Below are 13186 nucleotides of genomic sequence, written 5' to 3' on the forward strand. Positions count from 1 at the left end.
GAATCAGGGGGCGGAAACGATGAGAACCTCAACCGCCATCACCGAACCACCCGCCGTCTCCCCCGCGGACGCCGGTGTGGGCGCGGACGCGGTCGCGCCGGCGCGAGCCCCGCTGATCCAGGCGGGGCCGCGGTTCGTGGTGCTGGGCCCGCTGGAGATCTACGAAGGGCCGCGCGTCCGGACGCCGCGCGCGCACAAGCCGAGGGTGCTGCTGGCGATCCTGCTGGCCCGCCGCGACACCGTCGTCTCGACGGACGCGCTCATCGCCGAGCTGTGGGGCGACCGCCCGCCGCGGACGGCGCTCAAGGCGCTGCGCGTCTACATGACGCAGCTGCGCCAGGTCCTGGCGGGCCTGGGCGCCGGCCCCGGCGTGCGTCCCGCGATCGTGACGCGGGCGCCGGGCTACCGGCTGGAGATCGGCGACGCCGACCTCGACCTGTCCCGGTTCCGGCGGCTGTGCGATCTCGGGCGGGCCGCCCGGGAGGCCGGTGAGCTCGCGGACGCGCTGCGGCACTACCGGAGCGCCACCGCCCTGTGGCGGGGTCCGGCCCTGGCCGACGTCCGGTCGTCCCCGCTGCTGGAGGGGGTCGCGGCCCGGCTGGACGAGTCCCGCGTCACCGCGCTCGAGCGGCGTCTGGAACTGGAGACCCGGCTCGGCGGGAACGCCGACGTCGTCTCCGAGCTGCGCGCCCTCGCGGCGGACCATCCGCTTCGCGAGCGGATCCACTACCAGCTGATGGTCGCGCTGAGCGAGGCGGGACGGCGCGGGGACGCGCTGCAGGTGTTCCGCGAGCTTCGCCGCGACTTCGTCACCGAACTCGGCGTCGAGCCCGGCCCCGATCTGCAGTCGCTGCATCAGGCGATCCTCGCCGCGGACGGGCGCGCCCTGCCCCAGTGGGGCGCGTGGGACCGATGACCTGGGACGCCGATTCTCCGCCAACCGAATTACACGGGTCGTTTCGACGGCGTTGTCCCGCCGGAGAAGGGAGAACCATGATCCGCGCCGTGCTCACGATGATGGTGCGCGAAGGCTGCGAGAGCACTTTCGAGGAGGTCTGGAGAAACGCGATGGCCGCCCCCGTCCAGGGCAGCCTCGGCCAGGCCATGATGTGCGACGCCGAGCAGCGCCGGCTGTACGTCATCACCGGCGACTGGGAGAGCCGCGACGCCCTGCGGGCGTTCGAGCGGAGCGCGGGGCGGCAGGCGATGTCCGCCGCGTTCGAGCCGCTCCGCGAGTCGGCGAGCAAGCAGGTACTGGAGATCATCGCCCGCGCCTGAGCGTGACCGGGCGGCTGGGCGGCCCGGCGAATCATTGCGGCGAGACAGGCATTGCAGCAGGACAGGCATTGCGGCAGGACAGGCATTGCGACCGGAGAGGAAGGCGACGGCGATGACCGTACGGGTCCTGGTCAGAGCGACCCCGCGTGCGGAGGACAGGGAGAAGTTCGAGGAGGCGTACCGCACGGTGACCGCGACCGTGCGCGGCACGCCGGGCCATCTCGACGACGAGCTGCTCCGCGACGGCGACAGCTACATCCTGCTCGCGGAGTGGGAGAGCGAGGAGAAGTTCCGGGCCTGGGAGGACGCCCCCGAGCACCTGCAGATGGCGGCGCCGATGCTCCCGTACTGGGGCGACGGCGGCGTGGAGCGGCGCATCTACGAGGTCCGCGCGCGGCTCGACAACCTGTGACCAGGGGCCGCCAGGGTCACCACAGGCTCACCTGACACCCGACACCCGACACCGAACAGGGAGGGACCGGCATGGCCGCCGTGCGGAACGCGATCGTCGCCGGCGCGGGGATCGGCGGTCTGACGACCGCGATCGCGCTGCGCCGGGCGGGCATCGACACCGTCGTCCTGGAACGCCGCTCGACCCCGGACCGGCTGCTGACCGGCGGCGGGTTCATGCTCTGGCACAACGCGCTGCTCGCCCTGCGCGAGCTGAAGCTCGACGAGCCGGTCGCCGAGGCCGGGGTCGAGATCGTCCACCACGAGTTCCGCTCCGACCGGAACCGGCGGCTCGCCCGCTGGGACGTCGCGTCCGAGGCCGAGCGCCACGGCGCGCCCGCCCTCGGGCTGCGGCGGTCGGCCCTCAACACGGTGCTGATGGAGGCGGCGGGCGACTGCGTCCGGCTGGGGACCCGCTGCGCCGGGTTCACCCAGGACGGCGACGGCGTCACGGTGCGCCTTGACGACGGCGCCGAACTGCGCGCCGACGTGCTGATCGGCGCGGACGGCGTCCGCTCCACCGTCCGCGACGACCTCCGCAAGGGGCACGATCTGCCGCTGCGGTACGCCGGTTACACGGCCTGGCAGGCGATCACCCGGCTGCCGGGCGAGGACGTCGTGCCGACCGGGACGTTCTTCAACCTCTGGGGCCGGGGCGGGCTGCGCTTCCTGTACATGCGGCTGAACGAGGACGAGGTGTACTGGGACGCCATCACCGCCGACAGCGCCGGCGCCTCGTTCGACATGCTGGCGAAGAGCCGCCGCGAGGTGATGATGGAGGCGTACCGCGACTGGCCGGACCCCGTCCCCGGCATCATCGCGTCCACGACGGAGGAGGCGATCCTCCCGATCGGCATCTTCGACCGCCCGCCGGACCGCTGCGGCGGGTGGGGGCGCGGCCGGGTGGTGCTGGTGGGCGACGCCGCGCACCCGATGACGCTGAACCTGAGCCAGGGCGCCGGGCAGGCCATCGAGGACGCGGTCGGCCTGGTGCGGATGCTGTCCGAGCACGACGACGTGCCCGCCGCGGTGGCCGCCTACGAGGAACTGCGCCATGAGCGGGTGGCCGGCATGGTGCAGACCGCCTGGACGATCGGCGCGATGGGGCACTGGCGCAGCCGTCCGGTGTGCGCGGGCCGTGACCTGTTCATGCGCGCCTTCTTCGACAGGGTGGGCCGCAAGCAGAGCTACCAGCAGATGATGGACGTGCGGTTCTGATGACCGCCGGCGTGCTCCTCAACGTGCTCCTCGCGGTGTTCCTGCTGCTGTCGGGGACGCTGGCCGGGGTGCTGTTCGCGGTGGAGGTGGCGATCGTCCCGGCGGTGGGCGCGCTGCCGGGTGAGCGCTACGTGCAGGTGCACCGGCTGCTGGACCGGCGGTTCGACCCGCTGATGCCGAGGGTGAACAAGGTGGCGCTGGCGGTCTGCGTGCTGCTGGTGATCGTGGCCGGCGGGCTGTGGCCGCGGGTCGCGATCGCGCTCGCGGGGCTGTGCATCGTCGGGGTCGCGGTGGTGTCGGAGCGGTGGAACGTCCGGTTCAACCGTGTCGTCGACCGCTGGGACGCCGAGGCCCCGCCGGACGGCTGGCAGGGCCTGCGGGCGAGGTGGGCGGCCGCCAACCGCGTGCGGACGCTCTTCGCGCTGGCCGGATTCGGCGCCGCCATCCTCGGCGCGGCGCTGGTCTGGAGCTGAGCGGGCACTGAGCCCGGGCCGGGACGGGGGCGGCGCCTTCCCGGGTCTCGTTTCCGTGCCCCGGGCCCTTCCCATCCGATGATAGTCATGACAATAATAGCCATGTATATGATCTCGCCTCGACGTCGTCTTCGGAGGTCTGGATGTCTCGATATCTAGCGTTTCCAGCGGGCCGGCGGGCCAAGTGGCTCGTGCTGGTGGCCTGGATCATCATCCTGATGGCCGCGGCGCCGTTCGCCGGGCAGCTGTTCGACGCCGTCAACAACGACCGGCTCGGCTACCTGCCCAAGAGCGCCGAGTCCACCGCCGTCCTCGAAGCCCAGCAGAAGTTCCCGCAGGGCAGGGTCAACCCCGCCATCATCGTGTACCAGCGGGACGGCGGGCTGACCGACGCGGACCGGCAGCGCGCCGCCGCCGACCAGCAGGCGCTGATGCGGAAGTACACCCCGGAGGTCAAGCCGGAGCAGCCCGCCACGGCCCGCGACGGTGAGGCGCTGTTCTACCAGATCCCGCTCGTGGCGCCGGAGAACAAGCAGGAGGGCGCCTACATCCTCGACTCGGTCGACGCGATGCGCGCGCAGCTCGGCGAGCCGGCCGCCGGACTCGAGATCAAGGTGACCGGACCCGCCGGACGCGACGCCGACCAGTTCCTGATCTTCCGGGACATGGAGTTCACGCTCGTCGTCATCCCGGTCATCGTCGTCGCCGTCCTGCTGCTGGTCATCTACCGCAGCCCGTTCCTGTTCCTGGTGCCGCTGGTGTCGGTCGGGGTCGCCAACCAGCTCGGCAGCGCGTTCATCTACGGCCTGATCAAGAACACCGACCTGGTCATCAACTCGATGTCGACGGGTGTGCTGAGCATCCTCATCTACGGCGCGGGCACCGACTACGCCCTGCTGCTGATCGCCCGATACCGGGAGGAACTCGGCCGCCACGAGGATCGGCACGAGGCGATGGCCGAGACGCTGCGCCGCTCCTCCGGCACGATCATCGCCTCCGGCGGGACCGTCGGCCTCGGGCTGCTGTGCCTCGGGGTCGCCGACCTGAACGCCACCCTCGCGCTCGCGCCCGTCGGGATCATCGCGGTCGTCTCCGCCGTGCTCGCCATGCTGACGCTGCTTCCCGCGCTGCTGGTCATCCTGGGCCGCTGGGTGTTCTGGCCCAAGGTCCCGCACCTCGGCGACACCAAGCGCGTCCTCGGCATTTGGACCCGCACCGCCGCCCTCGTCTCGGCCCGTCCGCGCCGCGTCTGGACGCTGACCTCCCTCGCGCTTGCGGCGGGGATCCTGGGGCTGCTCGCCTTCAACGTCCCGCAGCAGACGATGTTCACCACGACCTCCGAGTCCGAGCGCGGCGAGAGCCTCGTCTCGGCGCACTTCCCCGCCGGGAACAGCAACCCCGCGACGCTGATCGCCAACGCGGACCGGGCCGAGGAGGTGAAGGCGGCGGCGCTCGCCGCCGGCGCCGGCACGGCCGAGGAGGTCGGACGCGTCGACGGGAAGGTGCAGATGGTCGTCACTCTGAAGGCCGAGCCGGGCACCGACAAGGAACGGCACGCCGTCGAGACGCTCCGGGACCGGGTGCACGCGGTCGCGGGCGCCGACGCGCAGGTCGGCGGGCCCGCCGCGATCGGGCTCGACCAGCTCAACACCAACGTGCGGGACGCGTGGCTGGTGATCCCGCTCGTCCTGGTGGTCATCCTCCTGGTGCTGTTCTGCCTGCTGCGCGCGGTCACGCTGTCGGTCCTGCTGATCCTCACGGTGGCGCTGTCGTTCGGCGCGACGCTGGGCATCTCGACGCTCGTGTTCGAGTACGGCTTCGACTGGACCGGCCAGGACGCGCAACTGCCGCTGCTCTGTTTCGTGTTCCTCGTGGCGCTCGGGGTCGACTACAACATCTTCCTCACCAGCCGCGTCCGCGAGGAGACCCGGACGCACGGCACGCGCGAAGGCACCCTCAAGGCCCTGACCAGCACCGGCGGTGTGATCACCTCGGCCGGCATCGTGCTGGCGGCCACGTTCAGCGTCCTGGTGACCCTGCCCGTCGTCGGCTTCGCCGAGCAGGGATTCGTGATCGCGTTCGGGGTGCTGATCGACACCTTGATCGTCCGCTCGCTGCTGGTTCCCGCGCTCACCTACGACATCGGTGACCGCGTCTGGTGGCCGAGCGGCCTGGCCCGGCGAAGCGCGCCGGGACCGGTACCGGAGCGCGAGCTCCAGCCGGAGAAGGGGGCTTGACGACCATGACCGACGCGAACAACGGCGGTGAGCCGGGCAACACCACGACGCTGCTCGGCCGCCCGGCCGAGGAGTACCTGGACGAGGCGGCCGGCTCACTGGAGGCCGTCAAGGCCGCGATCCTGCGCCGGCTCGCGTGCGGGCCGGGCGACCGGGTGCTGGACATCGGATGCGGCAACGGGACCGACGTCCTGGAGATCGCCCGGCGCGTCGCCCCGAACGGCGTGGCCGTCGGCGTCGACGTGCAGGAGGAGGCCGTCGCCGGCGCCGTCCGCCGGAGCCGGGTGGCCGGCGTGGACGCCCTGTTCCACGTCGCCGACGCGTACTCGCTGCCGTTCCCCGACGGCGATTTCGACGCCGTCCGGTCGGAGCGGATGGTCCAGCACCTGGACGACCCGGCGGGCGCCGTCCGGGAGATGCTGCGCGTCGTCAAGCCGGGCGGGCGCGTCCTCATCGCCGACCCCGACCACGGCATGTGGGCCCCCGACCTGACCGACAGGGAGGCGGCGCGCACCGTCCTCACCTGGTGGTTCAACAACATCCGCAACCCCTGGATCGGCCGGCGGCTGCACGGCCTGCTGGGCGCGGTCGGGCTGCGGGACGTCCGCGTCACCGTCATGCCCGTGGCCCTGCGCACCGTGGCGGAGGCCGACGGGCTCACCGGCCTGATGGACGCGCTCCGCCGCGCCGGGGAACTCGGCGTCGTCCCGGCGGACCGCGCGCGGTCCATGCGCGAGGAGGCCGCCCTGCGCGACACCCAGGGCGGCTTCCAGATGTACGGCGCGATGGTCCTTGCCGAGGGGAGGAGATCAGATTGAGGTCCGGCATCGAACGCTGCACCGACGCCGACGCGGAGCCTCCTGCCGACTCCGGCAAAGGCCGCCCCGCCGACCCCGGCAAGGAACGCCCTGCCGACCCCAGCGCAGAACACTCGACCGGTTCCAGCGCGGGGCGCCCTGCCGGGTCCGGCGCGGAGCGTTCTGCTCAATCCGGCGCGGAGCACTCCGTCCACTCCGGCGCGGAGGGCCTTGTTCACCCCGGCGCGGAGCGGTATGCCGACTCCGTCGACGACGCGCTCGACCGGCTCTGGGAGACGGGGTTCGAGTTCGGCCCGGACTTCGCCGTCCACGCGCCCATGGTCGCCGAGACGCTGGCCGTCCTCGGCTGCCACGATGTCATCCCGCGCTGGATCGAGACCAACAGCCGGCGGCGCGGCCATCACGTGCCGCCCGCGGCGGGCGGGCTCCTGCCGGAGGATCCGGTGGAGGCGCGCCGGGTGGCGCTCGGCGACTACCGCAGGGTCGCCGACTGGGTCCAGTACTTCGAGTGGCGGCTCAGCGAGCGGCCGTGGCGCGAGGTGCTGGTGAGCTGGTGGCCGTCGCTGATGGAGGGGGCGCTGTCGGCGTTCACCCACGGCCTGATCCGAACCGCGCACGCGGTCCGGACGCTGAGCACCGTCCCGGAGCCGAGCGAACTGCAGCTCAACGAGCTCGCGCGCGGGATGGCGTACTGGGCGGCGCGGCACACGCCGGTGCCGCGGAAGCTGCGGGCCGAGGGACCCGAGGTGACCACGGCGGCGGAGGTCCCGGCCGCGCTCAGCGAACTCACCGCCCTGCACGCCGGAACCTACGCCCGGCTCGCGCCGCACCCGCCCGTCCCGCAGGTGCACGCGATCACGGCGCCCGCCGCACTGCGGCTGGTGCTGCCGATCCTGCCGGACGATCTCGCGTTGAGCTCCTACCGCGCCGTCGCCTCCGTGGCCACCGCCGTGTGGAAGGCCGTCCCCGCGATGCCGGGCGTGGGGCCGGCGGCGGCCGAGGGGTACCGGCCTCCGCCGGGCCGCTCGCTGGCCGCCGACGCGGTCGACCTCGGCGAGGAGCACGCCATCAAGCTCACGGAGGCGTGCCTGCGCGAGCACGCGCTCAATCCGGACGACCGCTATCTGGCCGCGGCGCACACGCTGATCACCAACTGCCAGTACTGAGGGGGACCGAAATGCCCGCCGACTACGACATGGCCCTGATGCAGGCCACGCACAACGCCCTCCGGCGCGACCTGGACCACCTGGCCCGCGCGGCCGGGCGGCTGCGGCCCGGCGACGCGCGCGGCCACGAGGCGGTGCTCCTCGGCTGGGGCACGCTGAAGGCCATGCTGGGCAGCCACCACGACGGCGAGGACCGGCACATGTGGCCGCGGATGCGCGCCGGGCTGCGGAACCGTCCCGACGACCTGGCGGTGCTGGCCGCGATGGAGGACGAGCACGCCCGCATCGACCCGCTGATCGCCGATGTGGACGCCGCGCTCGCCAGGCCGTCCGGCGGGGACGGCGACGCGCTCGCGAAGGCCGCGCACGCGTTCGCCGACGAGGTCGGAGGGCACCTCGACCACGAGGAGCGGGACGCGCTGCCGCTGGTGCGGGCGGCGATGCCGGCGGCCGCGTGGGAGAAGTGCCTGGCCGACATGCGGGGCAACGGGCTCGCGGCGCTGAAGTCGGCGCCGGAGTTCTTCCCGTGGCTGCTCGGCGACGCGCTGCCCGCCGACCGCGCCGCCGTGCTGCGCCGCGTCCCGCCGCCGGTGCGGCTGCTCTACGCGAAGGTGTGGCTGCCCCGCTACGCGCGCCGGCCGCGCTGGCTGGAAGGCGGCGGCCGGTGACCGCCGCCTCCTGCCGCTACCTCGATCCCGGCGGCTTCGGCCCGCCCGGCCCGCCCGGTGGCGGGCCGCCGGGGGCGGGGATGACGCCGAGCTGCTGCATCATCCCGAGGTCGTCGCGGATCGCCCAGTGCTCGGCGATCCGCTCGCCCTCGAAGCGGACCATGTGCTGCTGCCGGACGTTGACCCGCTTGCCGGTGCCGGGCAGCCCGGACCCGGGCAGCGGGCCCTCGTGCGTCCCCTTCATCACCATCCGCCAGGCGACGATGTCGCCCTCGGCGATGATCTCCTCGATGTCGTAGTCGAGGTCGGGGAAGGCCGTGCGCGCCGCCTCGCCCACCGCCAGGACCCGGTCGGGGCCGCGCTGCGGGGCGCCGCTGTGGTCGTCGTAGTCCGCCGTGTAAAGGCTCTTCGCCATCTCCGGGTCGGCCTTTCCACGGAGAATGTCCAGCGAGCGGACAAGGATTTCCTTATTCCTTTCCTGCTGGCTTTTTTCGGGCATGCTGAAAACACCTTCCGGGACGTGGATTCGCGTCAATCAATTCTGAGGCTAACCAGCCGTAATTGTACTGTCAAGATGGGAGGCATCGCCTTTCCGGGGCTTAGCCGCCGTTTTATCGGCACCCGTCACACTGGCCGGGTGGCCCGTGGGCGCAGCGGCGGGCCCGGAGAGGATCGACGATGCCGAAGTGGACACCGGACGAGTTGCCCGACCTTTCCGGCCGGACGGCGGTGGTGACCGGAGCGAACGCCGGCCTGGGCTTTCACACCGCACTTGAACTGGCCCGGCACGGCGCGGAGGTCACGCTGGCCTGCCGCGACCGGGGACGCGCGGAGCGGGCGCTGGCGGAATTGAGACGCCTGGTCCCGGGCGCGGCCGCCGAACACCGGACGCTGGACGTGGCGAACCTGGAATCGGTGCGCGAGTTCGCCGCCGGATACACCGCCGACCGGCCCTGTCTCGACATTCTCATCAACAACGCCGGCGTGATGGCCACCCCGTTCACGCTCACGCCGGACGGTTTCGAGTTGCAGTTCGCCACGAACTATCTCGGGCACTTCGCACTGACCGGACTGCTGCTCCCGGTACTGCTGGCGCGTCCCGGCGGCCGGGTGGTGAGCCTCACCACCTTCGGCGTCAACTACTGGGGCAAGATCGACTTCGACAATCTGCAGGGCGAGCGGAAGTACAACAAGTCCGCCGCCTACACGCAGGCCAAGATGGCCAACCTCGTGTTCGCCAAGGAATTGTCGCGCCGGTACGCCGGCCGGGGGCTCGCCGGAGTCGCGGCTCACCCCGGTTACGCGGCGACCGACGTCCTGTACGTCGGTCCCCGGATGGCGAACAACCGGATCCAGGAGTTCTGGTACCGGTTCACCACGGCGCTGGTCGCCAAGCCGACCGAGCAGGGCGCGTGGCCGTCGCTGTACGCGGCCTGCGCGCCCGGGGTCGTCCCCGGCGAGAGCTACGCCCCGCAGGGACGCGTCCAGATCCGCGGCCCCGTCGGCAGGGTCAAGACGCCCGAGCGGGCCGAGGACCCCGATCTCGGCCGGCGGCTGTGGCGGGTCTCGGAGAAGCTCACCGGGGTCTCCTACGACGCGTCGGGCGTCCCTGAGACGAAGGGATCGTGACCATGGACATGCTTCCGGTGAAGCCGCAGGCGCCGTCCTTCCACGGCAAGGTCGCGCTGGTGACCGGGGCGAGCAGCGGCATCGGCGCCGCGACCGCCTGGATGCTCGCCTCCCGCGGCGCGGCGGTCACGGTGAACTACCTGCGGGGTGAGACGCCGGCCAAGGAGATGGTCGAGTCGATCAGGGCGGCGGGAGGCCGGGCCTTGGCCGTCCAGGCCGACGTGACCGACGACGACCAGGTCAGGGCGATGGTCGAGCGGACCCGGAACGAACTCGGGCCCATCGACGTCCTGGTGACGAACGCGACCGGGCTCTACGCCGAGGACGTCGGCTTCGCGCCCTTCACCGGCACCCCGATCGACGTCGTCGACCGGACGGTGCGGCGGCAGATGCACGCGATGCTGAACCCGGTCGCCGCGGTGCTGCCCGCGATGGTGGAGCGCGGGCGGGGCTCCGTCGTCGCCGTCGGCGCCGCGCTCTCACGCACCCCCGCGCCCGGGTTCCTCGGGCTGTCCATGGCGAAGGCGGCCGTGGAGGCGGCGGTCAAGTCGCTGGCGCAGGAGGTCGGCCAGTACGGCGTCCGCGTCAACGGGGTGGCGCCGGGCCTCATCCTCACCCGCGTCGCCGACGGTCTCCCCGAACCCGCCCTGCGCGCCAACGCGCAGCGCGCCGCGATCCGGCGCAACGGCGTACCCGAGGACGTCGCCGAGGTGATCGCTTTCCTGGCGGCCGACTCCGCCGAGTACATGACCGGCGCCTACCTCCTCGTGGACGGCGGGACCGCGCTGGTGTGAAGTCCGCCCGCACCGACAGAAGCGAGGGCAGATGGGCAAGCAAACCGACTGCGACGTCTTGATCATCGGATCGGGGATGTCGGGTTCCATGCTCGGCGCCATCCTGGCGAGGAACGGAGCGAACGTCGTCCTGGTCGACGGCGTGACGCATCCGCGGTTCGCCGTGGGCGAGTCGACGATCCCGCATTTCCTCGTCCGGCTGCAGATGCTCGCCGCCCGCTACGGCGTGCCCGAGATCACGACGCTGGAGAGCATCAACGAGGTCGACAAGAAGATCGGCACGACGTTCGGCCTGAAGCGGCACTTCGCGTTCGTGTCGCACCGTCCGGGCGAGGAGCCCGACCCGAACGAGACGATCCTGGCCGGCGTTCCGAAGGCCCTCTACAAGGCCACGCACATCTTCCGGCAGGACAGCGACTCCTACATGTTCCACGTCGCGATCAAGTACGGCTGCGTTCCCCGCCAGAACTGGCGGGTGGCCGACATCGACTTCGCCGACGACGCCGTGACCGTCACCGGGCAGAACGGCGAGGTCATCCGCGCGCGCTACCTGGTGGACGGCAGCGGTTTCCGCTCCCCGGTCGCCGACAAGCTCGACCTGCGCGACGACCCCTGCCGGTTCAAGACGAGCACGCGGTCGCTGTTCACCCACATGGTGGACGTCCCGGCGTTCGACCACATGGTGGACTGGCCGAAGGAGCAGCGGCCGCCGCTGCCGTGGCACCAGGGCACGCTGCACCACACGTTCGACCGCGGGTTCTTCTGGATCATCCCGTTCGATAACCGCAAGAAGTCCACCAACCCGCTGTGCAGCGTCGGTCTCGTCCTCGACACCCGCGTGCATCCGAAGCCCGACGACATGACGGCGGAGGAGGAGTTCTACTCGTTCGTCGACAAGTTCCCGGCCGTGAAACGCCAGTTCCGCGGTGTGCGTCACGTCCGCGAATGGGTCTCGACGGGCCGGGTGCAGTACTCGTCGAAGAAGACGGTCGGGCACCGCTGGTGCATGATGGCGCACGCCGCCGGCTTCATCGACCCGCTGTTCTCGCGCGGCATGTCCAACACCGTCGAGGTCATCGACGCGGTCGCGTGGCGCATTCTCGACTCGCTCAAGGACGACGACTTCTCCGAGGAGCGCTACGAGTACGTCGAGCGCCTCCAGCAGGGCCTGCTGACCTACAACGACGAACTGTGCGACACCTCGCTGCTGGCGTTCCCGCATTTCAAGCTGTGGGACGCGATCTTCAGGATCTGGGGTTTCAGCTCCAACTACGGCGCCATGCGCCTCACCCGGGCGCAGCTCCGCTACAACCTCAGCGGCGACGAGCAGGTCTACAAGGATCTGGAGGACGCCCCCAACACGGGGTTCTGGTGGCCGGACGAGCCGGAGACCAAGGCCATGTGGGACACCATGGTGGAGACGGTCGCCAAGTTCGAGGTCGGCGAGGTCAGCGCCGACGACGCCGCCGACAAGATCCTGCGCATGGTCCTCGATTCGGACCTCCCGCCGGCGGCGTTCGGCTACAAGGACCCGGACAACCACGATCTGCACCCGACGACGGTGGACCTCGCCCGCTTCATGACGTGGGCCATCAAGAGCGGCCCGCCCCCCGCGAAAGAGCTGGCCTCCGGCACCCTTGAGGCCATCGGCAGGGCGGCGATCCGCCGCAAGAAGATCTCCTGACCCACCGAAAAGAACCGGCCGCTCCACCCTCCGGGAGCGGCCGGTTCCCTGCCGGGGCCTGGAAGACCTCGGTGCGTCCACCCACCCGGGCGCACGCTCAGCCGCGTTAAGGGGTGGGTGCTACTCGTGGTCCGTCTGGTCCCTCGGAGCGGTGAGGCCATTGTGCCGATTCGTCGCGACGCAATCGAGAGACTTCCTCCATGCGGTCACCGGGGATGATGACCTGTGTGACGTCTACGGCGTTCTCGTCTTTGGCGCTGTAGCTGATCCGGACGATCTCCCAGACGGGGAGTTCGGCGGGTATGAGCAACAGCTTGGCTTCGTCGGGGGTTGGCATCCGCACGCGGCGACGTTCAAGCCACTCCAGCGGACCGTGCCCTGATGCCTCGATGGCATCGATCCAGGCTCCGGGACCTGTGCCATAAGGGTCTTCGACATCGGGGATCTCGGTTGTGATGCGCGGATGTATCCACGTGGTGGAGATTTGGAACGCGGGTTCGCCTTCGGGGCCGGTTACACGCAGACGCCTCAAGATCGTCTCCCCAACGGGGACGTTCAACATGTGGGCGAGGCGGGCGTCATCAATCGGAGCCTTGCGGACGTCCGGCTTGATGTGATGTGTCCAGAGTTCGTTGCCCATGGCGGCGGGGAAGCTGTACCCACCCGCAATGTCCTTCCCTCTCTGTCAGACTCAGAGGAGACATGGGGACGAACTAGTCTTCTGTGACACAAGTAGGGCGAGACAGGGATCTTTCTAGCGTGACGTTGAGT

Annotated in this window: 14 protein-coding genes; 12 read left to right on the top strand and 2 right to left on the bottom strand. The window is 71.1% G+C overall.

Translation table 11 applies throughout. From position 1 onward, the window contains the following. Positions 1–19 precede the first annotated feature (19 nt). The 9 genes from AB0C35_RS40715 (at position 20) to AB0C35_RS40755 (ending at position 8308) form a co-directional block, all read left to right on the top strand. The gene (locus AB0C35_RS40715; protein ID WP_358468121.1) at positions 20–916 is read left to right on the top strand and encodes an AfsR/SARP family transcriptional regulator; all 897 of its coding nucleotides are present in this window, start codon (positions 20–22) and stop codon (positions 914–916) included. A 77-nt stretch (positions 917–993) separates the two neighbouring features. Next, positions 994–1278: an antibiotic biosynthesis monooxygenase gene (locus AB0C35_RS40720; protein WP_358468124.1), complete on the top strand. Its 285-nt coding sequence runs from the start codon at positions 994–996 to the stop codon at positions 1276–1278. 112 nt (positions 1279–1390) lie between these two features. After that, entirely contained in the window at positions 1391–1690 is a 300-nt protein-coding gene (locus AB0C35_RS40725; RefSeq protein ID WP_358468126.1) for an antibiotic biosynthesis monooxygenase family protein, read from the top strand. Positions 1691–1761: 71 nt separating this feature from the next. Next, the gene (locus tag AB0C35_RS40730; RefSeq protein ID WP_358468129.1) at positions 1762–2946 is read left to right on the top strand and encodes an FAD-dependent monooxygenase; all 1185 of its coding nucleotides are present in this window, start codon (positions 1762–1764) and stop codon (positions 2944–2946) included. After that, on the top strand, positions 2946–3419 hold the full coding sequence (locus tag AB0C35_RS40735) for a DUF1772 domain-containing protein (RefSeq protein ID WP_358468131.1): 474 nt from the start codon (positions 2946–2948) through the stop codon (positions 3417–3419). The genes AB0C35_RS40730 and AB0C35_RS40735 overlap by 1 nt, the downstream gene beginning before the upstream one ends. 143 nt (positions 3420–3562) lie before the next feature. After that, a complete protein-coding gene (locus AB0C35_RS40740) occupies positions 3563–5656 on the top strand; it encodes an MMPL family transporter (protein ID WP_358468134.1) in 2094 nt (697 codons plus the stop codon). Between the two features lie 5 nt (positions 5657–5661). After that, positions 5662–6474, top strand: a complete 813-nt coding sequence (locus AB0C35_RS40745; RefSeq protein ID WP_358468155.1) for a methyltransferase domain-containing protein — start codon at positions 5662–5664, stop codon at positions 6472–6474. Next, complete coding sequence (locus AB0C35_RS40750; RefSeq protein ID WP_358468137.1) at positions 6471–7640, top strand: hypothetical protein; 1170 nt, start codon at positions 6471–6473, stop codon at positions 7638–7640. Before AB0C35_RS40745 ends, AB0C35_RS40750 begins: the two co-directional genes overlap by 4 nt. An 11-nt stretch (positions 7641–7651) precedes the next feature. Next, positions 7652–8308 (top strand): hemerythrin domain-containing protein, encoded by a 657-nt coding sequence (locus AB0C35_RS40755; protein WP_358468139.1) that lies wholly within the window; start codon positions 7652–7654, stop codon positions 8306–8308. A 16-nt stretch (positions 8309–8324) separates the two neighbouring features. On the opposite strand, the gene AB0C35_RS40760 is transcribed toward AB0C35_RS40755, so the two are convergent. Further along, entirely contained in the window at positions 8325–8807 is a 483-nt protein-coding gene (locus AB0C35_RS40760) for an ester cyclase (protein WP_358468142.1), read from the bottom strand. Positions 8808–8986: 179 nt separating this feature from the next. Between AB0C35_RS40760 and AB0C35_RS40765 the strand changes: the two genes are divergently transcribed. The 3 genes from AB0C35_RS40765 to AB0C35_RS40775 are packed head-to-tail and all read left to right on the top strand — an operon-like array spanning position 8987 to position 12415. Continuing rightward, on the top strand, positions 8987–9937 hold the full coding sequence (locus tag AB0C35_RS40765) for an oxidoreductase (RefSeq protein WP_358468144.1): 951 nt from the start codon (positions 8987–8989) through the stop codon (positions 9935–9937). 2 nt (positions 9938–9939) lie between these two features. After that, positions 9940–10731: an SDR family oxidoreductase gene (locus tag AB0C35_RS40770; protein WP_358468146.1), complete on the top strand. Its 792-nt coding sequence runs from the start codon at positions 9940–9942 to the stop codon at positions 10729–10731. Positions 10732–10762: 31 nt separating this feature from the next. After that, positions 10763–12415: a tryptophan 7-halogenase gene (locus AB0C35_RS40775; RefSeq protein WP_358468149.1), complete on the top strand. Its 1653-nt coding sequence runs from the start codon at positions 10763–10765 to the stop codon at positions 12413–12415. A 106-nt stretch (positions 12416–12521) separates the two neighbouring features. Here the strand turns inward: AB0C35_RS40775 and AB0C35_RS40780 are convergent, their stop codons facing one another. Further along, positions 12522–13055, bottom strand: coding sequence for a UTRA domain-containing protein (locus tag AB0C35_RS40780; protein ID WP_358468152.1), 534 nt, complete (start codon positions 13053–13055; stop codon positions 12522–12524). Between the last annotated feature and the right edge of the window lie 131 nt (positions 13056–13186).

The organism is Spirillospora sp. NPDC048819 (assembly GCF_040650055.1).
Classification (GTDB): Bacteria; Actinomycetota; Actinomycetes; order Streptosporangiales; family Streptosporangiaceae; genus Spirillospora.